Source organism: Streptomyces luteireticuli, assembly GCF_041519305.1.
GTDB classification, from domain to species: Bacteria; Actinomycetota; Actinomycetes; order Streptomycetales; family Streptomycetaceae; genus Streptomyces; species Streptomyces luteireticuli.
Map to the genome: position 1 here is coordinate 2,854,199 of NZ_CP167927.1, position 25,597 is coordinate 2,879,795.

At 67.5% G+C, this 25,597-nt stretch carries 36 protein-coding genes and 1 pseudogene; 4 read left to right on the forward strand and 33 right to left on the reverse strand.

The annotated features are described in order from the left end of the window. Window positions 1–577 precede the first annotated feature (577 nt). Window positions 578–1,777: a helix-turn-helix domain-containing protein gene (locus AB8735_RS12185; protein WP_372407164.1), complete on the forward strand. Its 1,200-nt coding sequence runs from the start codon at window positions 578–580 to the stop codon at window positions 1,775–1,777. 65 nt (window positions 1,778–1,842) lie between these two features. On the opposite strand, the gene AB8735_RS12190 is transcribed toward AB8735_RS12185, so the two are convergent. From AB8735_RS12190 to AB8735_RS12255, 14 genes are all read right to left on the reverse strand, one after another. Continuing rightward, window positions 1,843–2,214 carry a hypothetical protein gene (locus AB8735_RS12190; protein WP_372411830.1) on the reverse strand — a complete coding sequence of 124 codons (372 nt, stop codon included), beginning with the start codon at window positions 2,212–2,214 and terminating at the stop codon, window positions 1,843–1,845. Further along, window positions 2,214–2,561 (reverse strand): hypothetical protein, encoded by a 348-nt coding sequence (locus AB8735_RS12195; protein WP_372407165.1) that lies wholly within the window; start codon window positions 2,559–2,561, stop codon window positions 2,214–2,216. The genes AB8735_RS12190 and AB8735_RS12195 overlap by 1 nt, the downstream gene beginning before the upstream one ends. Then, window positions 2,558–3,748, reverse strand: a complete 1,191-nt coding sequence (locus tag AB8735_RS12200) for a hypothetical protein (protein WP_372407167.1) — start codon at window positions 3,746–3,748, stop codon at window positions 2,558–2,560. The genes AB8735_RS12195 and AB8735_RS12200 overlap by 4 nt, the downstream gene beginning before the upstream one ends. Next, window positions 3,745–3,963 (reverse strand): hypothetical protein, encoded by a 219-nt coding sequence (locus tag AB8735_RS12205; protein ID WP_372407169.1) that lies wholly within the window; start codon window positions 3,961–3,963, stop codon window positions 3,745–3,747. The genes AB8735_RS12200 and AB8735_RS12205 overlap by 4 nt, the downstream gene beginning before the upstream one ends. Next, a complete protein-coding gene (locus tag AB8735_RS12210; protein WP_372407171.1) occupies window positions 3,960–4,310 on the reverse strand; it encodes a hypothetical protein in 351 nt (116 codons plus the stop codon). Before AB8735_RS12210 ends, AB8735_RS12205 begins: the two co-directional genes overlap by 4 nt. Next, a complete protein-coding gene (locus AB8735_RS12215) occupies window positions 4,307–4,924 on the reverse strand; it encodes a toprim domain-containing protein (RefSeq protein WP_372411831.1) in 618 nt (205 codons plus the stop codon). The genes AB8735_RS12210 and AB8735_RS12215 overlap by 4 nt, the downstream gene beginning before the upstream one ends. Beyond that, window positions 4,806–5,219, reverse strand: a complete 414-nt coding sequence (locus AB8735_RS12220) for a CHC2 zinc finger domain-containing protein (RefSeq protein ID WP_372407172.1) — start codon at window positions 5,217–5,219, stop codon at window positions 4,806–4,808. The genes AB8735_RS12215 and AB8735_RS12220 overlap by 119 nt, the downstream gene beginning before the upstream one ends. Beyond that, on the reverse strand, window positions 5,216–5,362 hold the full coding sequence (locus tag AB8735_RS12225; RefSeq protein ID WP_372407174.1) for a hypothetical protein: 147 nt from the start codon (window positions 5,360–5,362) through the stop codon (window positions 5,216–5,218). Before AB8735_RS12225 ends, AB8735_RS12220 begins: the two co-directional genes overlap by 4 nt. Further along, window positions 5,359–5,733, reverse strand: a complete 375-nt coding sequence (locus AB8735_RS12230) for a hypothetical protein (protein ID WP_372407176.1) — start codon at window positions 5,731–5,733, stop codon at window positions 5,359–5,361. The genes AB8735_RS12225 and AB8735_RS12230 overlap by 4 nt, the downstream gene beginning before the upstream one ends. 22 nt (window positions 5,734–5,755) lie before the next feature. After that, complete coding sequence (locus AB8735_RS12235) at window positions 5,756–6,547, reverse strand: AAA family ATPase (RefSeq protein ID WP_372407177.1); 792 nt, start codon at window positions 6,545–6,547, stop codon at window positions 5,756–5,758. A gap of 126 nt (window positions 6,548–6,673) precedes the next feature. Beyond that, window positions 6,674–7,093: a hypothetical protein gene (locus tag AB8735_RS12240; protein WP_372407179.1), complete on the reverse strand. Its 420-nt coding sequence runs from the start codon at window positions 7,091–7,093 to the stop codon at window positions 6,674–6,676. Between the two features lie 133 nt (window positions 7,094–7,226). After that, entirely contained in the window at window positions 7,227–7,637 is a 411-nt protein-coding gene (locus tag AB8735_RS12245; protein WP_372407181.1) for a hypothetical protein, read from the reverse strand. Between the two features lie 51 nt (window positions 7,638–7,688). After that, window positions 7,689–8,624, reverse strand: a complete 936-nt coding sequence (locus AB8735_RS12250) for a hypothetical protein (protein WP_372407182.1) — start codon at window positions 8,622–8,624, stop codon at window positions 7,689–7,691. 9 nt (window positions 8,625–8,633) lie between these two features. Next, window positions 8,634–8,897 carry a hypothetical protein gene (locus tag AB8735_RS12255; RefSeq protein ID WP_372407183.1) on the reverse strand — a complete coding sequence of 88 codons (264 nt, stop codon included), beginning with the start codon at window positions 8,895–8,897 and terminating at the stop codon, window positions 8,634–8,636. A 235-nt stretch (window positions 8,898–9,132) separates the two neighbouring features. Here AB8735_RS12255 and AB8735_RS12260 point away from each other — a divergent pair, with 235 nt between their 5' ends. After that, a complete protein-coding gene (locus AB8735_RS12260) occupies window positions 9,133–10,188 on the forward strand; it encodes a zinc-binding alcohol dehydrogenase family protein (RefSeq protein WP_372407185.1) in 1,056 nt (351 codons plus the stop codon). An 88-nt stretch (window positions 10,189–10,276) separates the two neighbouring features. Then, the gene (locus AB8735_RS12265; RefSeq protein ID WP_372407186.1) at window positions 10,277–11,041 is read left to right on the forward strand and encodes an IclR family transcriptional regulator C-terminal domain-containing protein; all 765 of its coding nucleotides are present in this window, start codon (window positions 10,277–10,279) and stop codon (window positions 11,039–11,041) included. A 65-nt stretch (window positions 11,042–11,106) separates the two neighbouring features. On the opposite strand, the gene AB8735_RS12270 is transcribed toward AB8735_RS12265, so the two are convergent. Next, window positions 11,107–11,511 carry a hypothetical protein gene (locus AB8735_RS12270; RefSeq protein WP_372407188.1) on the reverse strand — a complete coding sequence of 135 codons (405 nt, stop codon included), beginning with the start codon at window positions 11,509–11,511 and terminating at the stop codon, window positions 11,107–11,109. Between the two features lie 166 nt (window positions 11,512–11,677). Between AB8735_RS12270 and AB8735_RS12275 the strand changes: the two genes are divergently transcribed. Then, window positions 11,678–11,965 (forward strand): hypothetical protein, encoded by a 288-nt coding sequence (locus AB8735_RS12275; RefSeq protein ID WP_372407189.1) that lies wholly within the window; start codon window positions 11,678–11,680, stop codon window positions 11,963–11,965. Between the two features lie 47 nt (window positions 11,966–12,012). On the opposite strand, the gene AB8735_RS12280 is transcribed toward AB8735_RS12275, so the two are convergent. The 18 genes and pseudogenes from AB8735_RS12280 to AB8735_RS12365 all read right to left on the reverse strand — a co-directional run bounded on the left by AB8735_RS12280 (window position 12,013) and on the right by AB8735_RS12365 (window position 25,318). Continuing rightward, complete coding sequence (locus tag AB8735_RS12280) at window positions 12,013–12,228, reverse strand: hypothetical protein (RefSeq protein ID WP_372407190.1); 216 nt, start codon at window positions 12,226–12,228, stop codon at window positions 12,013–12,015. Continuing rightward, window positions 12,225–12,515 carry a peptidoglycan-binding protein gene (locus AB8735_RS12285; RefSeq protein ID WP_372407192.1) on the reverse strand — a complete coding sequence of 97 codons (291 nt, stop codon included), beginning with the start codon at window positions 12,513–12,515 and terminating at the stop codon, window positions 12,225–12,227. Before AB8735_RS12285 ends, AB8735_RS12280 begins: the two co-directional genes overlap by 4 nt. Window positions 12,516–12,557: 42 nt before the next feature. Beyond that, window positions 12,558–12,986, reverse strand: a pseudogene (locus AB8735_RS12290) (N-acetylmuramoyl-L-alanine amidase); the annotation flags it as partial. Window positions 12,987–13,079: 93 nt separating this feature from the next. After that, window positions 13,080–13,418, reverse strand: a complete 339-nt coding sequence (locus tag AB8735_RS12295) for a hypothetical protein (RefSeq protein ID WP_372407193.1) — start codon at window positions 13,416–13,418, stop codon at window positions 13,080–13,082. Beyond that, window positions 13,411–14,664, reverse strand: a complete 1,254-nt coding sequence (locus tag AB8735_RS12300; RefSeq protein ID WP_372407195.1) for a tail fiber domain-containing protein — start codon at window positions 14,662–14,664, stop codon at window positions 13,411–13,413. The genes AB8735_RS12295 and AB8735_RS12300 overlap by 8 nt, the downstream gene beginning before the upstream one ends. Window positions 14,665–14,680: 16 nt before the next feature. Continuing rightward, a complete protein-coding gene (locus AB8735_RS12305; RefSeq protein ID WP_372407197.1) occupies window positions 14,681–14,911 on the reverse strand; it encodes a hypothetical protein in 231 nt (76 codons plus the stop codon). After that, on the reverse strand, window positions 14,908–15,471 hold the full coding sequence (locus tag AB8735_RS12310) for a hypothetical protein (protein ID WP_372407198.1): 564 nt from the start codon (window positions 15,469–15,471) through the stop codon (window positions 14,908–14,910). Before AB8735_RS12310 ends, AB8735_RS12305 begins: the two co-directional genes overlap by 4 nt. Window positions 15,472–15,755: 284 nt before the next feature. Continuing rightward, on the reverse strand, window positions 15,756–16,058 hold the full coding sequence (locus AB8735_RS12315) for a hypothetical protein (RefSeq protein WP_372407199.1): 303 nt from the start codon (window positions 16,056–16,058) through the stop codon (window positions 15,756–15,758). Continuing rightward, a complete protein-coding gene (locus AB8735_RS12320; protein ID WP_372407200.1) occupies window positions 16,058–17,215 on the reverse strand; it encodes a siphovirus ReqiPepy6 Gp37-like family protein in 1,158 nt (385 codons plus the stop codon). The genes AB8735_RS12315 and AB8735_RS12320 overlap by 1 nt, the downstream gene beginning before the upstream one ends. Window positions 17,216–17,266: 51 nt before the next feature. After that, a complete protein-coding gene (locus tag AB8735_RS12325) occupies window positions 17,267–18,112 on the reverse strand; it encodes a phage tail family protein (protein WP_372407201.1) in 846 nt (281 codons plus the stop codon). 4 nt (window positions 18,113–18,116) lie between these two features. Continuing rightward, window positions 18,117–22,127 (reverse strand): hypothetical protein, encoded by a 4,011-nt coding sequence (locus AB8735_RS12330; RefSeq protein WP_372411832.1) that lies wholly within the window; start codon window positions 22,125–22,127, stop codon window positions 18,117–18,119. A gap of 5 nt (window positions 22,128–22,132) precedes the next feature. Further along, a complete protein-coding gene (locus AB8735_RS12335) occupies window positions 22,133–22,444 on the reverse strand; it encodes a hypothetical protein (RefSeq protein WP_372407202.1) in 312 nt (103 codons plus the stop codon). 65 nt (window positions 22,445–22,509) lie between these two features. Continuing rightward, window positions 22,510–22,848: a phage tail assembly protein gene (locus AB8735_RS12340; protein WP_372407204.1), complete on the reverse strand. Its 339-nt coding sequence runs from the start codon at window positions 22,846–22,848 to the stop codon at window positions 22,510–22,512. Between the two features lie 53 nt (window positions 22,849–22,901). Continuing rightward, window positions 22,902–23,642 (reverse strand): hypothetical protein, encoded by a 741-nt coding sequence (locus tag AB8735_RS12345; protein ID WP_372407206.1) that lies wholly within the window; start codon window positions 23,640–23,642, stop codon window positions 22,902–22,904. Window positions 23,643–23,656: 14 nt separating this feature from the next. Then, window positions 23,657–24,166, reverse strand: a complete 510-nt coding sequence (locus tag AB8735_RS12350; protein WP_372407207.1) for a hypothetical protein — start codon at window positions 24,164–24,166, stop codon at window positions 23,657–23,659. Beyond that, entirely contained in the window at window positions 24,166–24,549 is a 384-nt protein-coding gene (locus AB8735_RS12355; RefSeq protein ID WP_372407208.1) for a DUF5403 family protein, read from the reverse strand. The genes AB8735_RS12350 and AB8735_RS12355 overlap by 1 nt, the downstream gene beginning before the upstream one ends. After that, a complete protein-coding gene (locus tag AB8735_RS12360) occupies window positions 24,549–24,884 on the reverse strand; it encodes a phage head-tail adapter protein (RefSeq protein ID WP_372407209.1) in 336 nt (111 codons plus the stop codon). The genes AB8735_RS12355 and AB8735_RS12360 overlap by 1 nt, the downstream gene beginning before the upstream one ends. Further along, window positions 24,881–25,318 carry a hypothetical protein gene (locus AB8735_RS12365; RefSeq protein WP_372407210.1) on the reverse strand — a complete coding sequence of 146 codons (438 nt, stop codon included), beginning with the start codon at window positions 25,316–25,318 and terminating at the stop codon, window positions 24,881–24,883. The genes AB8735_RS12360 and AB8735_RS12365 overlap by 4 nt, the downstream gene beginning before the upstream one ends. Window positions 25,319–25,597 lie beyond the last annotated feature (279 nt).

The window sequence follows — 25,597 nt, forward strand, 5'->3', positions numbered from 1 at the left end:
CGACGGTGTTCGGCTTCAACGCCACAGGCCCATGATCAGCGAAGTGTAAGAACCGGACTCGCGTCTCCTGGGCTGCTCTCATGTCCTTCACCGGACGCCACTCACCATCGATGCGGTAGAGATCGCCGACTCGAACCTGAGACGGTCCGATGATCCACATCCTCATGCCTTCGGGCGGCATGGCTTCCCGGGGAGTCTCACTCACCGCGGAGTCGGCTTCTGGCTCGTGGCCGGCTCCAGCTCCTGAACCCGAGCTCGAACCCACCGGGCGAAGGAGTACGCGTCCGACGAGCACAGAGTGATGTGGACGAAACCCTCTCCGTTGATCACCCCGCCAGTCGTCACGTCCCCGAGCACCCTCATCTCTTTGAGGGCTTCCTGAACCTCGGGTACGGCGTTCTTGGCGATGGTGCGAGCCGACTCCTCTCGGGTCGGCGCCTGCTGCTGAGTCGCAGTTCCCATCACTCATCCCCTTGATGTGACTGTCTGCTTACGACTAGTCAACGCCGGTCCACGCATACGAACTTGCACAGAAGTTGCACAGTGGAGGTGCGGGGAGGCGCAGATTGTTGGGAACATGGAAGCGACCCACCGCACCGAAGGGGATCTCATGGCCCATGAAGAGCGAACACCTGGTCCGGGCAGGAACGTTGCCGTCCTCCGCAAGGAGCACGGCTTGAGCCAAGTGCAGCTGGCTCGCCGTTCCGGTGTGTCGCTGTCGATGCTCAGCAAGATCGAGATCGGTGATCGGGCCCTGACGCAAGGGATGGCCGCTGCCATCGCGGCCGGGATGGGCATCACTCTCGATGAGGTCCTGGGCAAGGCTCCGGTGACCAGCGAGGACAACCTGAAGGCCCTGCGGGCGGCGATGCGTCGATTCGACCTTGCCGGGGAACCTCCGCGCTCCCTGATGGAGCTGGAGACAGACCTTACGAAGCTGACCGACCACCGCTTCAACACTGACCTTAACGACGTCCTCGAACTGCTTCCGGGCGTCTTGAGCCGCGCCCAGAACCACGCCCACGACACACAGACACCCGATGCCTGGGCAACGGTGGCTGACGTGTACAGCACCGTGTACTGGGTCGCGGCCCGGCACAGGTGGCTCGACCTGTGCGAGCTGGCTTCCCTCAAGCAGATGCTTGCCGCCGAACGGGCCACGCCGCTGGTTGGGATCGTGGCAGCCAGGGACAATGCGGGAATGTTCCTCAACAACGGCGACTTCGCGGGCGGCTTGGGGGTGATCGAGCAAGCCATCTCGAAGGCAGAGTCAACGCTCACCGGAGAGGATCGAGCATTCGGCTTGGGAGTCCTCCACCTCCGCGGCCTGACCCTGGCAGGCCGGCTGCGGGACAAGACGGCAGCAGACCAGCACATCGCGAAGGCGGAACAGTACGCCGCCGAGTTCTCCGCCGACATCATCAAGCATGAGATGCACTTCGGCCCACAGAACACAGCCGTCCACATCATCTCGACGTCCGGTGATCTTCGGAGGCACAGTAAGGCCCTTCAGGTCTCCCAAGAACTTCAGCGGCAGGACATCAAGCTCCCCGCGACACGGGTCGGTCCGATGCACCTGGACACTTCGCGGGCCCGGTTGGCCCTCGGCGACCGGGATGGCGCCCTGGACTCCCTTGAGCAGGCGTGGGAGGTGGCTCCGCAGCTCGCGAAGGTCCATCCAACATCCCAGGAGCTTTTCCGAGTCATGGTGTCGATGCACAAGCGGAGCAACCCGCGGCTCAACAAGATCGCGAAGAGGGTCAAGATCTCGATCTGACCACCGGCTATCACCCACCGGTCCCCTTCGCTGAGCGCTACGAAGGGGACCGGAAGCAGGTCGAATTACGCCTCGAAGTCAGCGTATCCGTCTACGTACTCGTGTCCGTTCAGGTGGGCGGCCAGCTTGCCGACTCCACGCTCGCACCGATATCGGACTGCCCGGTCGGTCACCCCTTGGAGCCCGCCAGCCTCCTCATCGGAAACGTCGGCCCCGTACCGGAGGACGAGGGCCTGACGCTCACCGATCGAGAGCGGAGCCGTCGCCCAGCCCTGCCGGATATCGGCGAGGTGGGCGAACAGCGCGCTGGCGGCCTTTGGGTCGGCAGTGCCCTTGGGCATATCCGCGTCCGGGGCCTGCAAGTTCCTTATGCCGTAGGCGGCTTCTTGGTCCCAGACGGCAGGGAGAAGATGCTCGACGAGGCGCCGGTCGTACATCACAGGCCGCTCGCTTCCGCCTGGCGCTGGACGGCCTCGTACGAGACGTGGCCGGACCGACGCTTCACTTCGGTCAGCCAGCGGTCCCGGAGTCGCTGCGACAGCCAGCGGTGAAGGAGGCCGGCTCCGCTCTCGGCCAGGAGCCCGTGAACGTACCCGGCCCGCTGGGCGGCGATGATGACGGCCTCCTGGTAGGCGTCCTCGTACTCCACGGTGGTGCCGTAGTCCCGGGCGATGCTGCGGGCGACCGCTCGGGCAACGCTCTCCACGCGGGGATCGTCGAGGACCGACCAGTCCGCAGGCTCGACGGCCAACGAGGAACCGAGATCGGAGAGTTGGAGGGTCATCGGACCGTCTCCTTCACCGGAACTTCGCCGCCCTTTGTGACCATGACCATCAGGCCGGGGGCGCCTCGGCTTCCGGTACGGTGCCGCCACCAGGTGGACTCGGATTCCATCGCAGGGACCTGCACGAAGGTCCGGCTCCCGTCCGTGTCGATGTGCTCGTGGTGCAGGTGGCCGGCCAGCAGGAGGTCCGCGGTGTGCATGGCCGAGGTCTTGTCGAACGCCTGCCCTCGCCACCACTCGAAGTGGCGTCCGGCCCTCCACTGATGGCCGTGAGCGTGCGCGACGACGGTTCCCGAGCAGTCGACAACCACGGTCAGTTCGTCGGTGTCCGGGACGTACACCTCGACGTGCGCGTACGCGTCGCCCGCCAGGGCCAGGGCTTCCCCGACCGAGACCAGGGCGTCGGTGTCGTGGCTGTCGTCGTAGCGAGTTACGCCCTTGCCGGACGGGCGGACTGCCTCCCCGTGGTTGCCCGGGACTGCGACGACGGTCAGCCGGGAAGCGAGTGGGGCGAACTGCATGACGGCGTAGGCCATCAGGCGCCGGGTCAGCCGTATCTGCTCCGTCAAGGTGAGCTGCGTCCGCCACGTGTTCGCGCCGCCCTGGGAGACGAACCCCTCGCAGTGGTCACCCAGCCAGGCAATGTGAACGTGGTCGATGGTGAAGCGCTGCCGGTATGCGCTGAGGAGGGTCACCGCGCGGTCGATGCACTGCATGGTTCGCCGGACCGTGCCTTCGGGCCCATCACCGTCGATCTTGCCGATCTGCATGTCGCCCAGGGCGACCACGTACGTCCACTCGCCCGCAGCGTCTTGCGTGACCCGAGCGACCGGGGTGTGCCGGTCGAATACCTCCAACACCTCGTCAATGCTCGGGCGTTCGACCGACTGACCCTTGCGGCGGCTGAAGCTGAAGCGGGCGCTGACGCCGGGTTCACCGCTGGCCATGGTCCACTCGCTCGACCGGAAGGCCGTGACCTCCCACTCGGCGGGATCGAGATGATGGGCACGGAGAACTTCGGCCGCGGAGGAATCGGCGTCCATCTGGGCGGGGCCCCGGACGGTGACTTCCGCGCCGTCCCCGTTGACCTCGATCCGACGGGTGAAGTCGGTCTCGTCGGGTGTGCGGTTCGGGAGGGAGGGGCCCACGGGGGTGGAGAGGAGGTCGTCGAGGAGGGAGTCGGTCACGCAGGCTCGCTTGCTTCCCGGCGCAGTCGTCGCCGATAGGTGCGGATGGTGGAGGCGGACACGCGGTGTCCGTACCGGCTGAGGATCCAGACGAGTTCTTCGGCCGGCGTCTCGCCGAGGAGGTGTCGCTCGAACGCGGCGCGCTCGTGGTCGTCGAGGGCGTCGCTGATGGCCTGGAGTCGTGTGCCGAGGCGGCCCGGCAAGGATTCGCTCACGGGGCCGCCTGGTCGATCTGCTCGGCGGCGGCCACGGCCAGTGCAGCGACTTCGATCAGGCCCGCCCGTGCCACTGTGGGGTCTGCGGCGCCGATCGCACGGTTCAGGGTGGCTAGAAGCTCGGCGTCCCACCCCGCCCGGTCGATGAGTGCACGAGCGGTGGCGATCTCTGCCCAGCGGTCAGCCTCGCGGTTGTAGTGCAGGCGGGCTCGCTCGGGGCGGAGTCCGCCGCCGAGGGGCCGCGGTTCGTCGCCCAGCGCCTTGCGTTCGATCTTGACGTCCGCCAGGACGGCCGTCGTCGGGTTGGCCTTGCGCGGTGACGGTTTCGTGGTGGCGGTCTCGGTCACTTCGACTTCTCCTCGTCGATCAGGTCGTAGAGGGACTGTGCGCCCCCGTGCAGGTAGGTCTCGGTCACGTCGCCGACGCGCAGGCGGACGCCCTTGGCCGAACGCAGGGCCCGACAGACCCGGTTGTTGAACTTCGCGCCCGCACCGTCGGGGTCAGCCCAGACCCACACGCGGGAGAACCCGGCGAGCATCCGGTGGTGCCGGGCGAAGAACATCTCCGCCCCCGGGGCGGCGACCGCGTGCCAGCCGATCTTGCGGAGGATCGCCCGGTCGAGCTCGCCCTCGGTCAGGTGGATCTCGTCCCCTGCGGCATGGATCGAGTCCACGCCGTACATCCGGGGCGAGTCCTCGGGGAGGGTGGCGTACTTGCCGTGCCCGTGGTCGCGGTGGTCGTGCTCCTGGAGGCAGCGGAAGCGGATGGTCAGAGGCTGCTGACGGTGATCGAGGTAGGGGATGGCGAGCATCCCCCGGTAGCGCTCGTGACCGGGGAAGGGATCAGTGACGACGCCAAGCCGGGACGTAGCCACCTCGGCCGGCCCCAGGCCGCGATCGGCCAGATACCGCGCGGCGTCCTCCGTAAGCGCTGCCTGATAGGCGGCTGTTGCCTCCTCCAGCGTCTCGCGTTGCGAAGGCGACAGAGGCCGCAAGGGCTCGCGCTCCGACAAAGTCTGTACCTTCCTTCTCCATGATCAGCGTGTAGCTGTCCCCGCCCCGCCCGCAGGAGTGGCACTTCCACACCTGACGGTCCGTGTTGTACGAGAGGCTGGGGGTGTTGTCCTCGTGCAGAGGACAGCGGGCCATACCCATGGCCCGGTGGGAGTCGACATCGACCCCGTAGTGGTCGAGTACGGCCTCCAGGGTCGGCTTCGGCTGTTCGGGGCGTTCGCCGTCGATGCGGAGGAGTCTCATCCGACCCTTCGCCCCTTGAAGGTGTCGGAGCCCGCGTCGAAGCCGAGCTCGGCCAGGCTCTGAGGCGCTGCGTCCTCGGCCAGGAGTCCGCTCAACTCGCGGGAGATGCGGAGGTGTTCCTCCAGCTCTTCGAGCAGCATCACCGTTCGGCCTCCAGTCCGAAGAAGCGCTCGACGGTGGTCAGGACGTAGGCCCGGCGCCAGCTCGCTCCCCGGCGGCGCACGATGACCACCGAGTCGACGGAGGCGCGGTCGAGTCCGCGGTGGCGGGCGAAGTTCTCCCGCTCGGCGTCGGCCTCGGCGACGAACTGTGCTGGTTCGAGACGGGCGTTCTTCGCCTCGATGACGAGGAACCGTCCGGTGTTCAGGCGGACAACGAGGTCACCCTCGTCGTTCTTGCCGGTCAGGCGGAGCCGTTCCACGTCCATGCCGACGCCTCGTAGCGCGTCCCGGAGTTCGGCCTCCCAGTCGGCACCGCGCCGTTTATTCCTGCGGGTGCGCGCCGCAACATCCATCAAAGTCTCGCATTCCTCTCTGCTAAGCGGCCTTGTTCAGCGCGTCGAGCGGTGACCAGGCGGTGTTCTGGGGTGAGAGCTTGGAGAACCGGGTGACCTCCGGGTGGCACCGCATGCTCGCGAACCGCTTCGCTGTCGGATCACAGGGGCCCATACGTTGTTTGATCACGGCGACCCGGTATTCGTGCGAGGTCGGGTCCAGCGCCACGGAGAGGCTCAGCTCCGGCTTTTCGCTCAGGCCGCCCTTGACCTGGTCCCGGGACGGCGGCGCCCACGGGTCCGACTTCGCTTCCCATGTCTTATCGCTCGCGTGGTGCAGGACGATCACGGTCGCGCCGGTCGCGCGGGCCAACTCGGTAAGGCCGCTCATGACGGCCATCTGCTCGGTGTAGTCGCTCCCGGCGTTCTCGAAGTCCATGAGGTTGTCGAAGACGATCACCTGCGGGTAGTCGTTCCACAGCTCGATCCATGCCTCCAGCTCCTCGTCCACGGCCCGCCAAGTGATCGGCGAGCCGAACGAGAAGGTGATGTTCAGGTGGGACACCGCGGCGAGGTACTCCTCGCGGTGCTGGCCACCGGCCGCCATGCCGGCCTCGACCATCTCGGTCGTGTCGCCGCTCATCATCGACGCGAGACGGCTGCTCGCGGTGAAGGCCGACATGTCGGCGGAGAAGTACAACGTCGGCAACGCCATCTGCGCCGCCCAGTACAGAGCGAAGCCGCTCTTCTGCGTGCCCGACCGGCCTGCGATCATCACGACTTCGCCGTGCCGGGGGCGGCACCCGAGGCTGTAGAGGGACTCGAACGCCTCCACGCGGGGCAGCTCGCGGCCAGATTCGGAGTGAAGGGCCAGGGACCGGCCTGGGGTGAGCAAGTCGCAGTTCCAATCGATGATGGGAGGGAGGCGGCGCGCTGGCCGCCCCCTGGTTCGTCCGGTGCGTTAGTCGAAGGACGGGGCCGGCGTTGTCGACGGGGCCGAGGCGTCGCGCTGCGCGGCGTAGGCGATCACCTGGTTGCGGATGCTGATGTCGGTGATCTGCCGCCAGACCCAGGCGGGATGAGCCCCCGGCTTCTTCGCGGGAACCTGCGTGACGGTCACCAGAACCGCATTGCCGACGACCGTCTCCAGGTCGCGGGCGAGGACCGTCTGCTCGATCCGCTGGCCCCGGGCGACTTCGGGAGTGAGGTTCTTGAGCTGGTCGGGGGTCTTGAACACGGTCACGTCGGCGACGGCCGAGTCCTTGGGGCCGTTGGGGGTGGGGCGCCGCCGGTCGTAGCCGGTCACCTCCAAGAGGATCGCGACCGCGTCCTTGGCCTCCAGCGGCTTGAACCAGCCGCCGGACGCGCTCGGGATGTCCATGAGGTTCAGCGTCACTACTTGTCTCCACTCTTTCGGTGAACGGGGTACGGGGGGTGTTGAGGGCGGTCGGGGATCTTGGTTCGGCTCGCGGCGAGGACGACGGCCAGGGCGGTGCCGAGGAGTCGACGGCCCATCAGGCGGCCAGAGCCCGGCCGCGGGCCTTCCAAGCGTCCAGCGCGGCCGGATCGCCGAAGGCGGCCTGATGGGCTGCCCAGAGCTCATGCAATTCCCGGACCGAGCTGCACTCTGCGATCCGGTCGAGCAGGCCGGCCGGTCCGTCGGCTGAGGCTGCGGGCAGTGCGGTGGGCTGTGCCACAACGTGGGCGTCCAGTCCTCGGGCGATGCAGGTGGCGCCCTGGGCGAGCGCGGTCGCCTCCACAACGAGCTCTCCCAGCGTCACGCCAGTCAAGGTCTCGCGATCGAGCCCAAAGAAGGCCGCGATGCCCTGGAAGACCTCGCGCTGACTGCCCTGGAAGGTCGCCTCGGAGTCGTGATGTCGCTTGCCGTACACGATGGTTACGGATATGCGGCTGTCGCTGGCCACGGGAGTCTCCTTCTTGAAATCCGGGCGTGCGCCGCCCTTCACTTGCTAAGGTTACGCAATCATTTGTGTTGAATCAACCTCAAACCTCCTCAAGGCTCCCTTACTTCCCCTCATGCGCCGTACCTCCCCGGCGAGCTGTGCTGCGGCCCAGCCCAGGCGAAGGTCTGCCCAGTACGCCGCGCATTCCCCGGATCCCGCAGGCAGGTGGAGGATGATCCCCCACTCCTGCGACACCTTCGGCAGCGGCGTGTACGCCTTCGCCGCTGCCGTGGCCGTCACGTCGGCCTTCCTCCAGGACCTCATCGCGCGCTCGTCGGTGACGTCCACGTGGAACTGCGTGTGGTCGTAGAGTTCGCCCCGCGAGTACACGGCGAGCTGGGCGCTCATCTTCAGCGCGCTGTACTGGACGGAGCCGCCGGTCTTCAAGTCCCCGATGAACAAGCCGTCGACGTGTCGTCCGTCCGGGCCGGGCCCGCTGTAGGACAGCAGGCGGTCGAGAGTGCCTCCGACGGCCAGCTCGTCCACCACGACGAACTGCTCGATCCCTCGGACGCGGAAGGCCCTCACGGTCTCCCGGTACGCGGCCATGTCGGCGAGATCGCTGGGCGAGGTGCTGGCCGGGAGGTCCACGCCCTGGTCGACGAGTTCGGACAGTGCGTGCAGGTGCGTCCCTTTCTCCCGGCGGTCGTGAGCCCCGGCGACGACCATGGCCCGGTCGGCGAGCCTGCCGAGCGCGGCCTTCCCGTCCGCGCTCGTCTCGTCGAGGTCTCGCGATCGATCCGCGAGCGCCGGGTCGCGGGACACTCCGACCATGACCATCCGTCTGCTCCAGGCGGCCAGCGCGGACTTGTCCTCTATCGCGTCGATGTGGGTGGTGGCCCTGGTCAAGGCCCTGGGCCGGCCGCCCGCCTTGGGGACAACCAGGGGGCGCCCCCGTCCGTCGCGGGGGATGCCCGAGAACACGGGCAGATCTACCAAGCGCAGCATGTCTTCTGGTCAGTCCTCATCGATGGGTTTCAAGTGGAGGCGGACCGATCCGTCCTCCAGGAAATGAGGCTCAAGCTCTTCGTCGTCGAGCAGGGCAAGGCCCTGGTTCTTCGCCATGGCGAGGGCCCGTTGCATGTCGCGCGTTTTATATCCGGGAGGTGCGGTGACATGAAAGTCGAAAGCCTCCCAGTCGGCGACGAACGTAATGGTGTCTTGCTCGGCGTCGGCGGTCGCACATCTCGACCGCCTCTTGGTGCCTGCGCCAAGCGTCATCTACTGCCCGCCTTCCCCTTGCTGATCCTGGATCACCATATGTACGCATGAGGTTTGCGTCAATAAATCGTCGGCAAGCATCAAAGGCTCGGCTATTTTTGGGGCCAAAGAAGGCCCTTATTTCACAGGGTGAAAAGCGAAACAAGATCGTTTTTCATCAGGCGAAAAATGGTCCGGGGCGGGGTGCTGGGCGGCCTAGAGTGCTGGGGTTGCTGTACGCGAGAGATGGAATGACATGCGCGCGATCTTGGTGGAAGAGCCCGGCCAGGAAGATCTCAATGTAGTTGAGATGCCTGACCCAGAACCCAGAGAGGGTCACGAACTCGTAACCGTTCTCCGGGCGGGTGTCACCTATGCAGACATTCGCATGCGGGAGAACACCTACGTCGCGCCCGTGACGTACCCCCACGTCCCCGGCAGGGATCTGGTGGGCGTCACCCAGGAGGGCCGTCGGGTTGTGGCACTCACCGAATCCGGCGCGTACGCGGAAAAGGCCCTGGTGAACCGCGGGCTGTGCTGGGAGATACCGGACGACATCACCGATGATCAAGCGATTGCTCTCGCGCTCCCCGGCCTGAGCGCGTGGCACATCCTGCACACCACGCTGGACATCAAGGACGGCGAGACGGTGCTGATACCGGGCGCCGTCAGCGCCTTCGGAAGCCTCGCCATCCAGCTCGCCAAGCGGGCCGGGGCCAACGTCGTGGCCATGACCCTTGGCGAGAGCAGGGCGGAGCTCGCCCGCACTCTCGGCGCCGATGCCGTGGTGGACCTCAACAATGCGGCAGTCGCATCCGACACCGTGATCCATTTCGACGACCTGCCGGGCAGCCCCGCAGACCGCGTGACCGGCCGGCATATCGACCCCCGGCTCCTCGCCGACCTCGTCCTCGACGCCGCCGGAGGCCCCGTTGACGCCGCCATGGACGCCCGGGGCGGCGACTACTTCACCGCCACCTTGACGGCTTTGGCTCCCCGGGGGCGTATGGCTGTGTTCGGCTGCCACGCCGGAAGAAGGTCGGAGGTGTCACAGGAAGCGCTCATCTTCGGCTCCAAGACCGTCTCCGGCTTCTGGCTTCCTGATCACTACGACAACCTTTACGCCCTGCGCAACACGATGAACGCGCTTTTCGCGGCTACCGCAATGGGCGTGATCAAGCCGCTGATAGGTCACCGTTACTCCCTGAAGCAGGCTGGTACTGCTCAGACGGTGCATGGCTGCGGAGCCACCGCGTGTACGCCCGACGGAAAAATCATGATCGATATGAGGCCCGTGTCTGAGTGGGCGTAAACGATCAACCTTCCGGCATAGTATCCTCTGCTGACACTTTGCCTCTCCTTTGCGAGGCTTTGAATGTCTTGAACGAGGAATCAACCGCATGACCAAGGGCACGAGCCACGGGCAACGCGTCTTCCGGGTTCAGGCGGCTTTCGTTGCACTGGGCGGAGACATCCTCGGTCCGACAGAGATAGCCGAGTCAACGGGACTCGACACAGCGACCGTCTACCGGGTACTCCAGGCCGGGCTTTATGACGAGACCTTCGAGCAGGTGAGCCGCGGGCAGTACCGGCTGGGGGCAGGCTCGGCCCGCCTGGGCATGCGCATCATGGCCCGGACCCCGGACCCTGAAGCCGCGCACGCAGTCCTGGAAGACCTGCATAACGCGACGGCCGGACTCGTCGGCTACTACACCGCCGTGGGATCTCGGAAATTGTGCGTGGATTTCGAGATCGGCGACTGTGACCTCGACCAGTTCGCTTTCAACCCGGCCGAGCTGATCGCAGTCAACCGCTGCCTGCGGGTGGGCGCCTCCGGTCGGGCGATCCTGGCCCACCAGTCGCCCGCCATCCTGGAGAAGGTGCTTGCGGAGCGCGTTCCCGACGGGGCCGGCTCTGGTGTGATCCGTGACAGGTCTCGGCTTCTCAGGTCCCTCGACGAGGTGCGCGTCGCAGGCTATGCGGTGGCCCACCAAGAGGCCATCGACGGCTGGGACTCGATTGCCGCCCCGGTGATGTGGGGGCGCTCCATCCAGGGCTCGGTGGGGGTCATGCTGCCGTCGGACCCCGCCTCAGACCTGGACCACCTGGCTGCCGCGACGGTGAAGGCCGCGGCGCGCATGACGAGCCTGCTCTCGGCGAAGTAGTCACAGAAAAACGAGCCGCCCCCTCGACAGGGTCAGCGGCTCGTCTTGCAGGGAGGATCAGGCGCTCACGGCTTCTTCGGTGCGCGGATGATGTCGGTGTCGCCCTCTTCGCGCGGGATACAGAAGAATCCCTCTTCGGTGTCGGGATCGTAGTAGACGACAGCGTTGTTCTCGTCAATCCATGTGCGCCACGACGTGTGGCGCTTCTGGTCCTCGTCACGGAGCTCGTAGCCCTGGCGCTTGCGGGCCTCCAGGCGGAGCATCGCCAGGTCATAGCGGAACTGGTGCTCTTCCTTGACCTTCCAGGGAATCAGCTCAGGGTCCCGGGCGATACGCGGTTTCAAACCCCGGCGAGAACGAAAAGAAGCCCACATGGACTGGCTCGTCTCGATGTTGTACTTCCGCTGGTATTCGGCGACGATCCAGTTGTAGGTCTTGCCTTCTTCGATCCACCGGATGACTTCCTGCACATCTTGGATCTTGGATTTGGCAGGCAATGTCGTCCCCTTCGGCGGCTACCACCCACAGCGGTCGCTCTTCCGTCACGCCGCAGACAACCCTTAGACTGACATGCGAGACTTTGACTCGTCAATTGCGAACGGTGCGTGCGAGACCTTGCAGATCACGGTATGCGACGTGTGCAAGCGCGTCGGCGTCGAAGCCCGCCGCTACACCATCACCGAAGGGGAGCGGTCGGGCCCGACGGACCGCTGCGCCGAACATGCCGCTGCGTTCGAAGAAGTCCTCGAAACGGGTGACCGCCAGGGCGCTGCCCCGGTAAGCCGCACTCCCGTCGCCGAGCCGGCCGGGGGGCCCGCGACCGCTGGGCAGGAGCCGCAGCCGAAGGTGCCAGTGCGCAGGCGCCGCGGAGCGGCACTGACGAGCATCACGGCGATCGAAGCGAAGAAGCGGACAAAGAAGTAGAAACGCGAAAAAGACCCCGCAGACCTTGAGGTCGGCGGGGTCTTTGCTTAGCGCTCTTCGGCCGGAGCGACGACTCCGAGCGCCGTGAGGATCTGCACGATCACGGCGATCTCCGGGGTGTCCGCGAGGGCGATGGACGCGATGCTGACCACTACGCCCAGCCCAGCGAAGACGGCGCCCGCACGGGAGCGGTACCGCACGGGCAGCGCCTCCAGGAGAGCCTTCGGCACGGCGCCGGTGGCGCGGAGTCTCATCTTGGTCATCGGCGACCGGCCTCCTTCTGGAGCTCGACCCAGCCGCGCTCACCGATCTCGGTGTCCCGGGAGACACCGGTCGTCTTCAGCTCCGGGTTCGCGTCGTGGAAGCGGGCGACGGCGTTCTGCGTGTTCACGCCGTAGTAGTCGGTGGTCGCGCCGGTGATCGGCCCGTAGCCCGCCGCGATCAGCAACCGCTGAAGCTCGCGCACCTGCGGGTGGCGAGCACCCGGCTCGACCGCCGGGTCCAGCGCGACGATGCCCTTGTCACCGCCGCCACCGCCGGGTGCGGGCATACCGGCCTTCACCCAGGTGTACAGGCGGCCACCGGGGCACTCGGTGGCGAAGCCGTCCTTGTGGCCTCGCTTGGCCAGGGTCCGGCCGGTCTTCCGGCACGCCTCGTCGTAGAGGGCGCGCGCCGCGCGCAGGGCTGCGTTCGAGGGCGTCTGGTCGCCGCCGACGGCGATCTGTACCCCGATGCCCGAGCGGTTGTGGTTCGGGCAGTGGGCACCCTGGAGGTTCCAGCCCCGGCCCTCGTAGACGGCCCCGGCCTGGTCAACAACGAAGTTGTAGCCGATGCCGGCCCAGTCGTTGGCACGGTGCTCGCGGTCGATGGCCTGCGGGACCGCGTTGCCGGTCCGGTTGACGGGGGTACCGCCGTCGTAGTGGATGAAGAACTCGGTGCGTTCGGACAGGCTGACGGCGTTCGGGGAGCCGTTCCACGGCTCGGCGCCCCAAGCGCTGCGGGAGATGATGTTGACGCTCAGAGTGTGCCTCCAGGCATAGCGACGCCCCCGGCGCCGAGCAGCGTCGAGGGCGGGGAAAGCCGCCGGTCCGCCGTAATCGGCGGCCGGCGGTGGTCAGTTGGGGTGGTGCAGGTGCGCGTCGAGTCGCTTCGCGACGGCGAGGCGCTCCGTCCGTTCGTGGGTGAGGTCCGTGCGCAGGGCGGCGATGTCCCGGCTGTGCTGGGCCTGGCCGTCGAGGACGCGGTCGAGTCCCCGGATGACGCGGTCCAGGTCGTCTCTCAGGTTGGTGCTGTGATCGTTGGAGACCTGCTCACGCGCCTCTTGCGCATGGTCGCGAACCTCGGCCAGCGCGGCGCCCTGGCGTCGTACGAGCTCGACGATCACACCGACGAGGGCCGCTGTGACGGCCCCGCCTGCCGAGACCAGGGCCACTTGTATTGAGGAATCAGGCACGGGACGTCTCCTCGACGAGGGCCTCCAGGCGCTCGATTCGCGTGGCCTGGTCCTGCACGACCGGCAGGAGCGCGACCCCCAGCAGGTCGTAGCGCAGGGCGTCGATACGGCCCTCCTCGTCGTACGTGACGATCTCGGGCAGCGTCTCCGCGACTTCCTCGGCGATCAGGCCGAACTCGTCCCGGCGAGCCTCCGGTTTCTCCTCGGTCGGCTTGCGGTCGTAGATCCGGGGGCGCAGTGCCAGGACGGCCGCCGGGTCCACGGTGATGTCGCGGACGTTCTCCTTGTAGCGGATTGAGCTGGTGTTGCGGCAGAAGGTGCCGTCCCCCTCGACCCAGACGGCATACCAAGTTCCGCTGCCCGACGCGGAGTTATGGTGGGGCTTCTTACTGCCGTTGGCCCACGCGATCGTGTCTCCGGCCTCCAGGTATCCAGAGTGGGAGTGGGACGAGGGCGGGAACGTGGACGGGCGGCCCGAGATCGACGACCACGAGTGCGCATGGGAGGACGGCGGATACGTGCCCGGAGTATCGGTGATGTCGGCCCACTTGTGCTTGTGGGCCGCTGGGGGAAGCGACGTCGGCGTGCCGGTGATGTCGGTCCACTTGTGCGAGTGCGGGGACGGCGAGAACGCGTTCGGCTTGCCGGTCAGGCTGGACCAGGACACCGAGGCGACCAGCGGGGTCCACGCCGCGCCGTCCCAGAACTCCCACGTGCTCGTGTCGCGGTTGAAGCCGATCTTGCCCAGGCGCGGCGACGCAGGCCGGGTCGATGTGCCCCAGGTGCCGACCGAGTGCCCTACGAAGGGCCGACTGGCCGTCACGGCTGCCGACGTGATCGCGGTGACGTTAGCCTCCACGGTGACGGTGGCGAGAGGCAGTTCGTACACCCCGGTGTCCGTCTGGGTGAGGGCGGGGACACCGCCCCCCGCAGCGCCCTGCAGGACGGCGAGTGTGATGCTGTTCACAGCTGGATCGAGGCGGAGGACCGCGCGGTCGTAGCGGGTGGCCGTGCCGGCCGCAGCGATCGGCAACGTCTCCACTGCGGTGGACAGCACCGCATGACCGCGCACAACGCCGAAGCCCGGCTGCACCCGGACCGACATGCCCGTACCGTCTGCGCTGATCTCAAACGCGTTGGAGGATGCGGAGGCGGCGACACCGGAGTCAGTGAACTCCCGGAAGAGCCGCGAAAAGTCGCTCTCGGTGACGGACTGGCCGTCGAAGGGGTAGGACGTGATCGCCACTGAGGGGCGGCTCCTTTCAGAGGGTGCGGTCCTCGGCGACGCGCAGGGTGGGGAGGATCGACTCCAGGTCGCGCGGCAGGGCGGCTCGGACCGCTGCAACAGCGGACTGGAGGATCGCCTCGCGCTCTTGTGGGGTCAGGTCGGGGTGTGCCGCGAAGGGCTCGCTGATCTGGATCTCCACCACGTGGGAAATCTTCTGGATCTCTCCCACGCGGTGGACCGGGATGCTGGCGGAGATCGTTTTCATGCCAGGCCGACCCAGAAGCGGTTGGCGCCGTTGATCATCGCGGCGATGGAGATGGACGACGGAGGGCTGGCAGGCCCGAAAGCGTAGTGGCCGAACCGTCGGATCCCGTTGAGGCCAAAGAAGTTGGGCGGGGACCCGGCCGACGACTCGGCGGCCAGGAGCATCGGGCCGTCCCCCGTCGTCGTGTTGTACTGCATCCGCCAGGCGATGTAATAGACACCGGCGGCCAGCGTGACGGGAGTTGTGAGAGGTGACGTGATGGCTGCACCGCCTCCGTTGTGGACCTCGACGGGCTCGTAGGCTGCGGTGGACATGTCCCCGGTGGCGCCTACGCGTTGGCCATCGGCATCGAAGATGGCTGCCCACGAGCCGGAGGTCAGGCCGCCCGCGTATCCGGTTGCGTGCCAGACGATCCGGCTGACCTGTGCTGGTTGGCGAAGTCGTACGGCCGTCACGCGGATGGGACCCGATCCGGGGTAGAGCCCGACGGAGTGCGTCAGCGCCGGGTCGAAGGCCCAGGCGTGAAGGCCGTGGTCCTCGGGCTGCCATTCGTTCGGCACGGCGCCGGGCGGACCGGCAGGTCCTGGTGGGCCGGTGGCCCCTTGCGGTCCGCTGGGCCCCGTTGCTCCGGTGTCCCCCTTGGACCCTGTCGGGCCGGAGGGACCGGTCGGACCGGTGTCACCCCGGGGGCCCTGCGGCCCCGTGGGTCCGGCTGGTCCTGCGAGGCCGGCCTCGCCTCTCGTACCCGGTGGCCCGGTGTCGCCCTTGGGGCCCTGGGCTCCGGGTGCCCCGGTGGGGCCGACGACTCCCTTGTCCTGCGGGGCAGGCCAGACGCTCAGACTCATCAGATCACCTCCACGCCGCTGATATGGGTATGGGCCTGTGCGCCTGTGCCCTGCACATCGATCGTGTCTCCCGCGGCGAGGACTTGGCGGACGTCGAGGGTGAGGACACCGCCCGGTGCGATGCCGACGCCGGACAGCAGGGGCACGCCCCCGATGTGGACGGTGACGCTGGCGGCCGTGCTCGACGACGGGTTGGTGGCCACGATGTTGGTGATGATCGCGACGCCCGAGTTCGGCACGGTGTAGGCGGTGGTCGGGGCGGTCGGCAGGGCCGCCCGGAAGAAGACCTTCGGCGTAGCCACTACCACGCTCCCATGAGGTTCATGACGGGGTTGGCCCCGCCTCCTTCTGCCGTTCGTTCCAGAGCGGAGAGACGGCGTTCGGCGGTCTGCGAACGGCGGGCGGAGGCGGCCCGAGGGTCGAATCCCACTGGGTCGCCGAGCAGGGCTCCGATCCGGAACCCCTGGTCGTCTGCCGTGATCAGCATCCCGGTGACGGGGGCCACCAGCTCTTGGCCGCCCGCGAGGACGCACACCCGGTCGCCGAGGCCCCAGTCGACGCCGATCTCCATTGCCGCGGAGTCTTCGCACGGGATGGCCTGCACGGCGACCTTGGTGAACCCCTGGTCGACCAGGACCTCGTGTCCGGCCTGCTTCAGCTCGTCGGGGTTGTTCGTGTTCCGCTGATCGACGAACCTCTCGATCCGGCGGCCCCAGTCGCCCTCGCTCTCCACGGAGGCCGGGTTGTCGACCGGGACGAAATTCCGCGCTTCCTGCTCTCCTTGACCTGCGACGATGACGCGGGTCGCGCCCGGCGCGGCGACGGAGACGCGTTGCCCGGCGAGGGTGCCGGCCCGTACGTCAAGCCGGATCTCCCGGGTACGGTCAGCGACTCGGACCGTCTCGAAGACGAGGTTCGAGCCCCTCTGGACAATGCGGAAGCCCAGGTCCGCGGTCGTCGCGATGCCGGTCAGCAGCTCTCCCAGCACCGGGAAGCGCGCGGACTTGGTGATCACCGGCCCTCTGCCGCCGTCCGGGCCCATGACCAGCCCGGCGCGGCGCCGCAAGGCGGGAGCGCCGGGGCCGCAGTTGGCATCGACGTACTGGTGCATCACCGATTCGGCGGGCCCCTTGCGTTCGTCGTGGCTGAGGCGCTGGCTGGTGACGTCCGCGTTGCTCGGCTCGGGCCAGGCGAGCATGTCGAGAAGGATCACCGAGTCCGAGACGCCCTCGAAGGTGATGCTCCCGAGGCGGTCCTCCGGAGTGGCCGCGTACTCGGCCTGGGTGACCGGCCCGGACAGGAGCACGTCTCCAGGGCCGGTGATGACCAGTCCTGCACCGGGCTTGCGTAGCTCGTCGGCGAGGGGATGCTCGCTGGGGAGCTGCAACTTCCAGGTGCCAACGTTGTTGAACTTGTCCTCCAGCTCCAGTGACAGGTCCTCGGGACGGATCAGCCCCACTCGGGTCAGGTTCCGGTCCCGCACTTCGACGGTGAGATCCGTGAGTTTCAGTCAGATCACCATCCAGCGGCGCGGACGCCAGGAGCAGACCACGGTGGAGGCCGCGGTGGTGTCGAGGAGTCGGACGGTCGCGGTGGAGATGCCGGGCGGCACGGTCCAGAACCGGGGTGCCGGGGCGAGCGAGGCGTAGCGGTTCGTCCCCTTGCCGTCCGTCACGGTGCCGTTGCGTGTGTCCACGACGAGCTTCTCCGTGGGCGACAGGGAGCCGGTCCAGCGCAGTGTCTCGCCCGTCGGGGACCGAACGATCAGGTCCCGGCCCGGTCCGTGCACCTCCCACGTGGGGTAGGCCGGGACGTCGCCGTGGTTGTCGAGCTGGATCTCGCCGATGGCCTGGCTGGCGGCGAGCGGCATCGACATCAGTGCCGACAGGAAGGGGGCTGCCCCGGGATCGCCCCCGACCCGCTGAGTGGAAACGGTGCTGGCCGTGAAGTAGGGGTCGGGGGCGCGGAAAGTCAGGACGGTCTGGACGTCGGTGGTGCTGGTGAACTCGATCTCGCCGCCCCCGGTCCGATACACGGGGGTGGACCAGCGGACCCCATCCTCGGCCACCAGGACGAGCGAGCACTCCTGCGCGACGGCCCGTGCGAGGCGCGAGATCAGCGACGTCAGGTGTGCCCGGTCGCGGCCCACGATGTCGAGGGGCAGGTCGAGGTCACGGGACAGCACACGCTGTCCCCGGAACCGGCTGCCGTCTCCTGCGCCCTCCAGCCACTGCGGGGACACGGACGGCAGGCCGAAGCCGGTCGCACCGGCCGTGGCCTGGAACCCGGTCCCCTGAGTTGCCACCTCGTTGAGGTCGAGCGAATCCCGCTCGGTCTCCAGCAGAAGCGCAGTCATGCACTCACCACCCCACCATTCGTGCGCGATGGGCCGCTGTGAACAGCTCCTCGTGAGAGGAGATCGAACCGCCCTGCGCTGCGTAGTAGTTGAGGACCCGGGTCACCCCGCCGCCTCCGGCAGGGCCGAGGCCGCGGGTCACGGCCGCCGAGGCTGACTGCGCCGCCTTGCCGTAGTCGGCGGGGGCCGGGCGCGAGGTGATGGCGTCGACCGCCTTGGCCACTCGACCGGACTCGGTCTCGATGCCCAGAGCGAAGCCTCTGCCGACGAACGAGCCGAGCCGAGCGAACACCCGCGAGGGAGACCTGATCTGGAGGCTCTTCTTGATCGCGTCCACCATGGACGTGGCGATCTTCAGCATCTGCGTCTCGATCGCCTTCTGCCGGGCCTCCAGGCCCTTGACGATGCCGTCGGCTACCGCGAGGCCACTCGCGTACATGGAGTCGGCGGCCGTACGCCCGGCCTGTTTGGCGTACTTCGCCAACTCGGCCTGGAGTTTGTTGATCTGGTCGATGCCGCCCTTACCGGCTGCCGCGATCGACTCCGCCGCCGCGAGTCCGGCCTCCGGGCCGGCACTGGCGATCTGGTCGATCGCCGTCTGGGACAGCCCCTTGGACTTCAGCACCGCGAGTGCCTTGGCGAATCGTTTCGCTTGATCGACGGCCTGCTTGAGGTTGGTGACGATGCCGCCGATGGAGCTGTCCTTCGGCTTGGTCACGTCGCCCGTGTCGATGATCCGGTCGGCCACCTGGCTCGCATAGTCGCGGGCCTGTTCGCGCATCCGGTCCAGCTTGTTGCGGGCCGCGTCCAGCCGCTTCGCCCCGGCGTCCCACGCGGCAGCCAGCTTCAGCAGCTGTGTGCGGTCCCGGTTGACCCGGTCCCTGAGCGCTCGGGACGCGTTCTTCGGGATCGTCGCCGTCAGGTCGGTGAGGGACTTCTTGACGGTGTTGTATTCGGACTCAAGGCCCCGGACGAGGCCCTTGATGATCAACCGGCCCGCGTCGTACAGGAGGATGCCGTCCTTCTTCGGCGGCCCCTTCCAGTCCTTGATCTTGTTCGTCAGGCCGGTGAGCGTGTCCTTGACCGAGCCGATCATGCTCTTGATGCCGTTGATCAGGCCGCTGATCAGCTTCTTGCCCGCGTCGACGAGGGTGCTGCCGATACTGCTCAGGGCGGCACGGGCCTTGCCGGGCAGTTCCCGGACGAAGTTCACGGTGCTTGCGACGCCGCTCTTCGCGGCGTCCTTGATGCCGTCCCAGGCCCGCGAGCAGATGGACTTGATGCCGGACCATGCGGCATCCCACAGACTTCTGAGGCCGCTCATGGCGGAACTGCCGAGCGACTTCAGCCAGTTGAGGAAGGAGGACCAGGAGCTCTTGATGAGGTCCCAGATGACGACGCCCGCCATCCGGATGCCGCCCCAGGCCGTCTTCCACAGTGCGGCGACCGCCTTGAGGATCTTGCCGGCCGTCCCGAGGATGCCGACGGTGAGGAAGACCTTGAGGGCGCCGACAATGACGTCCCAAATGCCCTTCAGGAAGCTCCAGATGCCGTTCCACAGGTCGACGAAGCCTTGCCGGAATGTGGACCAGTTGCCGGTGAAGATCCCCTCAAAGAGGCCCCAAAAGATCTCGAAGACGCCTTGCACCGCAGTCCAGACGCCCCGGAAGATCTCGACGAACCCGGTGAGGACCTGGGCCACTCCGTTGATCGCGCCGACCAGGGAATCGGCAAGGATCCGGACGATGAGCTCGATGACCGGCACCAGGACCGGCATCAGGACCTGGATGACCTGGAGAAGGACCTGAAGGAGCGGCTGTATCGCCGCGAACAGCCGCGTGACGGCATCGGCGAGGGGCGGCAGGACCGCCTCGACGATGGACTGGAGCATCGGGAGCAGCGGCGTGATGACCGCTGTCATGATCTGCATCAGCAGCGTCATCACGGGCGTGAGCGCCGTGAGGAGCTGCGCAACGGTCTGCGCGATGACCGGGAGGATCGGGGCCAGCGCGGAGACCAGCTGCTCGACCAGGGGGGCTACGGCGGTCGCGATCTGCGTGATCAGACCGGAGACGACAGGCAGGATCGCCGACAGTGCATCGAAGGCCGCGGCGAGCATCTCGCCGACGACCGGCACGAGTTGCGCGACGATCGGGGCGAGCTGCTCGATCGCCCCGGTCAGTGCGCCGCCAAGGAGCTGGATAAGCGGGATGATCGTCGGAGCCAGCGCCGTGAACGCCTCGCTGAGCGGGACCAGAGCGGCAGCCACCAGCGGGCCGAGCATCGCAGCGAAGGCCCCGATGATCTGCATGAGCTCGCCGAACGCCTGGCCTACCGGCGCCATTGCAGGGGCGAGGGCCTGAACAGCGGTCTGAATGCCGCTGAACATGGCCTGTACACCTGAGCTGACGGCAGGCTGGGACAGCGCGCTGGCGATGGCCTCGACGGCCGTGCCGATGATTGTGCCGACCTGCGGGAGAACCGTTTCCGCGAGCTGGCCGAGCTCGCTGAACAGGCCCTTCACCGCAGGGCCCGAGATGTCGGCGATCTGGCTCATGGCCGCGTGCGCGGCCATGAAGACGCCGGTCAGACCGTCCTGGAACCCCGGTGAATCCACCGTGTTGTGGATGCGCTCCAGGGTGTCGGCCATCATGCCGAGTGAGGAGCCGCCAGCGGCTTCGGCGGCGCGGGAGATGCCCGCGAAGATGCCGCCCAAATTACTCAGGACCCGGCCGAGGTCCTGCAAGTTCGTGATGCCCTCGTCGATCCAGCCCTTGAGGCGGCCGTCCGCCTCCGTGGCGCTCAGGAAGTCGGAGAAGCGCGTCGAGATGTCGACGAACCACTGGGCGAGCTGCGGGAGATACGAGGTGCCGACCTTGCCGAGGACGGCGATGATGTTTGCGAACGCGCCCGTGCCCGTCGTCGCGACGGTGATCGATGACGAGAGGTCGGTGAACATCTGGTTCAGGGCCGGATCGAGCGCGCCCTGAAGCGAGGTGGCGAGGCCGCCGAAGAATCCGCCGAGCTGGGTCGCGGTCTGGGCGACCCCGGCCGTGAACTCCGGTAGGAGTTCGTCGACCATCGTCTTGATGGGCGCCGCGGCCTTGGCCCAGAAGTTGTCGCTGATGGTGTCCTGGAGGCTGCTGAGCGCCGCCTTCGCCTCCGGGACGATCTTGTTGAAGTCTTTGAGGGCGGCAACGGTGGTGCCCAAACCGACCGCCATGCCGCCGAGCAGGCCCGGCAGCAGAAGGCCGGCCGCGCCGATCTTCGCCAGCGAGGCGGACAGGGCGGCCAGGTTGGAAGCCGCGGACAGGCCCCAGCCGGCCAGACCGGCGATAGCCAGGGAGAGGCTGCCGATGATCGGGACCGACTTGTCGAGGTTCTTGAGGGTGTTGCTGAGGCGCTCGAACATCCTGTCCAACACGCGAGCGCCAGAAAGAGCAGCCAGTGCAGTGCTGATCTTGGCAACGGCGGTGTTGTCCAGCTTCGGGATGATCGGCACCGTACGCGGACGCGTCAGCACCTGGAGCCGTGCTGAGATCCTGGCGCCCGCGCCGTTGGGGATGTCCAACTCGATCTTCACCTTGAGAGGCGAGACGTCGTCGGCCCAGTCCTTCAACTTCCGCTTTGCCCGGTCAGCGGACTCCCGGTCGAGCTCCAGCTCGACCTTCCCCGTGGCCTTCAGGTCGTCGGCCTTGAAGTCGATCTTCTGGTTGTTCGCCCGATGCTGGAGCTCGCGGACGGCGTTGCGGACGGCCGTTGCCATGCCGTCCGAGCTGATGGTCGTGTAGAAGCGGACCTTCCGCGCGTCCATCTGCTTGTTCCGGCGGTTGATCTTCCGGAGTTCCTCGACGAACTCGCGCGACGCTCCGGACATGTCGATCGTCGTCGACACCTTGAGCTTGTCGAGCTGCTGCTCGATGCGTTCAAGTTGCCGCTCCGCCGTCCTGCGGAACTCCCGGGTGTCGGGGGTGACCTTGACGGAGACGCGGCCGATGATCTGGCCCGCTGACAGGGGGGTTACCTCCGCTGGAAGTGCTGATAGAGGTCGGCCACGCTCACCCGGGCGGGCCGCTGGCCGGCCTGTGCCTTCTTCGGCTTGGCCTCGGGGCGCGGGAACGGGGGGATCGCCGGTGGCTTGCCCTTCCACTGGCCGGTGGCCCGCGTATTGGCGTTGATCGCGTCGTAGAGGTCGGCGGCCAGGTGTCGGTCCTGGCCCCACCCCATGTGCTGTCGGCCGCCGGACGCGAGGGCGACGGTCAAGGAGGTGTCGGGCAGCCTCTGCACCAGCAGGAGGACGAGCGCGGGCGAGGGCCCGCGGCCTGCGATCACGTCGGCGAGGTCAACGCCGTAGCAGTACCGCAGGTCCGCGTACAGGCCCTCGCCGTAGTCATCGATCAGGCGGCAGAGGCCGAGGCTTCCCCCACCTGGGTCCCCGCGCCGTACCGCTCGAAGATCTCGGCGAGCACGGCAAGATCGGTTCCCACCGCGTTCAGAAGCTGGTCGGCCGCCTCGGAGTTCTCCGCGACGAGACGAATCGCCTCCGACAGCAGCTCCTCCTGGTCCGCGTCGTCGGCACCGAGCCGGTCCTGAAGAGCGGACAGCGCGTCGCGCTTGGCCCGGGTGAGGCGGAGCGGGTTGAGCAGACGCACGACGTCATCGCCGACGGCGATGTCCGTGCTGCCGTACCGGGCGTCGGCAGCGGCGCGGATGTCGTCAAGGGTGTACGAAGCCAAGGGGGGTGACCTCCAAGTGGTCGGAGAAGAAAGGGGAGAACCAGGAAGCGGGATCAGGGAGCCTTGCCGGCCGCCCAGGCCGTGCCGTCCCAATGCGCAGTCGTGCTGTCACCGAGCACGATGTGCTGGCCCGTGCTCCACTTCGCCGTGGGCGTGGCGATCAGCGGGGTGAGCGCGGCCAGGCTGGACGGGGCAGCGGATCCCGCCGGGGTGAAGGCGCCAGGGGTGCCTGCGCTCGCACCGGTCGCGACGGTGCTGCCGAGCGGTGTCACCGCGTACGTCCAGGTGTTGGTGCCGTAGACCATGGGCTTGATGCCGAGCGGCAGGCCGGCCAGCGACTCCGTGTCGGCGATCGTCAGGTCGTCCGCCCGGTAGATCTCGGCGCGCGGCGCGTAGAAGGCGAAATGGGACTCGCCGTCAACGAAGACGGCGAGGAATGCCGACTGCGTGGGCTGCGGGTCCACGGGAACACCCACTGAACCGTCGGGCAACACCGGTGCGTTGGCGCCGAAGTACAGCTTGAGCGCTGCCACGTCGAACTGGTTCAACGTGACGGCCATGGTCTCGGACCTTGCCGAGTACCGGGTGCGCAGGGTCTTGTTCTGGAGGGTGCCGATCGTGGTGGCCTCGCCGCCGTCGGAGGAGATTCCGAAGACGTCCTCCAGGCTGGTGTGGCCGATGTTCGTCCACGGCGAGGTGGGGACCAGCAGGTCTTCGGGCATGGCGGTGCCGACCGGGGCAGTCAGGAAGGTACCGGCACCGACGACGAGGGTGGAATTGTCGTTGAGCGCCAAAGGGGCGCGACTCCTTACTGGGGGGATGCGGGGAGGGAGAAGGGCCGTTGCCGCGGCTTGCGGATCCGGATGTCGTAGATCGCCTCGTACCGCCAGATGCCGCTGGGCAGGTCCGCGTACTGGACGGGGCCGGAGCTCGTTGCCCAGTCGCTCGCCCGGCGGGGCGCGCTGTTCATGTCCACGCGGGTCAGGTGTCCGAGGCCGGGTACTACCTCGTTCCTCAGCCACGTGTCCCGGAGGACGACCCGCACGGCTTCCGCGAGGATCGCGGCGTCCTGATCGCCGTTGGGGTCCGGGGCGAACGCGTTGATCACGACGCGTGCCGCGTCGGTGAAGCGTGTGTCACCGCTCCATTGGCCGAAGGTCGGGTCCCGGCGGATCAGCACCAGGGGGAAGCGCTCGTGCTGGTCGATGAGGGACTTCACGCGGATTCCGGGAAGACCCTTGCGGAGCACGGCGAGGAGGAGGTCCTCGACGGGGGAGAGTTCGGCCAGGGCCTTGATGTGGTCGGGAACGCCGGCCATCAGTCCAGCTTCACCTTGCCCTTGCGCTTCTTGGGCAGATGCGCCGCAGTCGCGAGGACATAGAGGCCGTCCATCGCGGGGACCGTGACCTCGAACTCCCCTCCCTGGCGGGACGTGCGGGTCACCGTGTACTCCTGGCGGCCGTACTCGATGCTCAAGGCCGCCTTCTGGCCCCGCTCGTCCGACAGCACCACGTACCTGTCGACCCGGCCCTCTTCGACCTCGATCCGGGAGTGCCCCTCCGCGCGGTGCTGGACGAGGATCTCCTCCGCCCGGACCGCGATCTCGAAGGTCCGCGCGGTCAGCTCCGCCTGAACGCCGTCCTCCAGGGCGAGCATCTTCGCGAGCTTCCGCCCGCCGACACTGCGGTAGACGGTGGCCATCAGGGACGCTCCCTGATGTCGATGGACCAGTGGCGGGTGCGGCGGGTCCCGTGGTGGTAGGAGGGCGGGGAAACGACGTCCCACTGCCGGCCGTTGTACTCGACGCGCGACCAGAGGGAGACGCCTTCGAGGTGGGCGTCCACGATCATCCTCACGACGTTGATCTGCTGTTGGCCGGGGACCTCTGCGCGGGCACTGCGCTGGGGGATGAACGCGGCCTTCACCTCGACCGGGTCCCCCGGGTCGGGCAGCGTGACGGTGTTGCCCCGGTTGTCGACGACGTTCACGGTCCGCCAGACGCGGGCCAGTTGCCCGCGCCTGCGCTGCACGCTCACCAGGGCCCACGATCGTCGGAGAACAGCGGAAACTGATCGCCGCCCGGATAGCCGACGGGGACGGTGCCGGTCACCTCCGGCCGGACCTTAGAGCCCCAGGCCATGACGTCGGCACTGGCCAGGGTGGGCTTCCGGCCTCCGAGCTCGGTGAGGAGCCGGATCTCCTCGCGGGTGTAGTAGACGGTGCCCGCGTCCCGGCCGTGCGCCTCGGACCAGGCCAGGGTCTCGTCCCCGGCCCGGCTCTGCGTGTAGCCGTTGGGGTTGCGCATATACCGGCTCGTGGCCTTGAGCACGAGAGTCTTCACCAGGCGTGGCGCTGTGTCTTCGGGCCAGTCCCGGCCGTAGGAGGCGGCCAGCTCGGAGGCGTCCTCCAGGGCACTGGCCGCGATCCGCAGCTCGTGATCGTCGAGGGGCCAGTCCAGCCGAGCCCTCAACTCCTCTACCGTGGCGTATAGCAATTTACCTCCGCCAGCTGAAAATCCGACTGCGTCGCACCAAGGCAGGCTTTAGCCTTGCCTCATGCGTCGTCAGCAACTTGAGAGCTTGACCCTCCAGATCGTTGATCGCGTTCTACGCGGGTGCAGCAACGAAGACTCCTTTATCGAACTCAAGTCCGAGTGGCCTGATGTAGGTAAAGCTCGACAGCTCGCCGGGCATGCCAATAGTGCAAATGGGGAAGAAATAGTATGGATCATTGGGGTGGATGAGAAAAA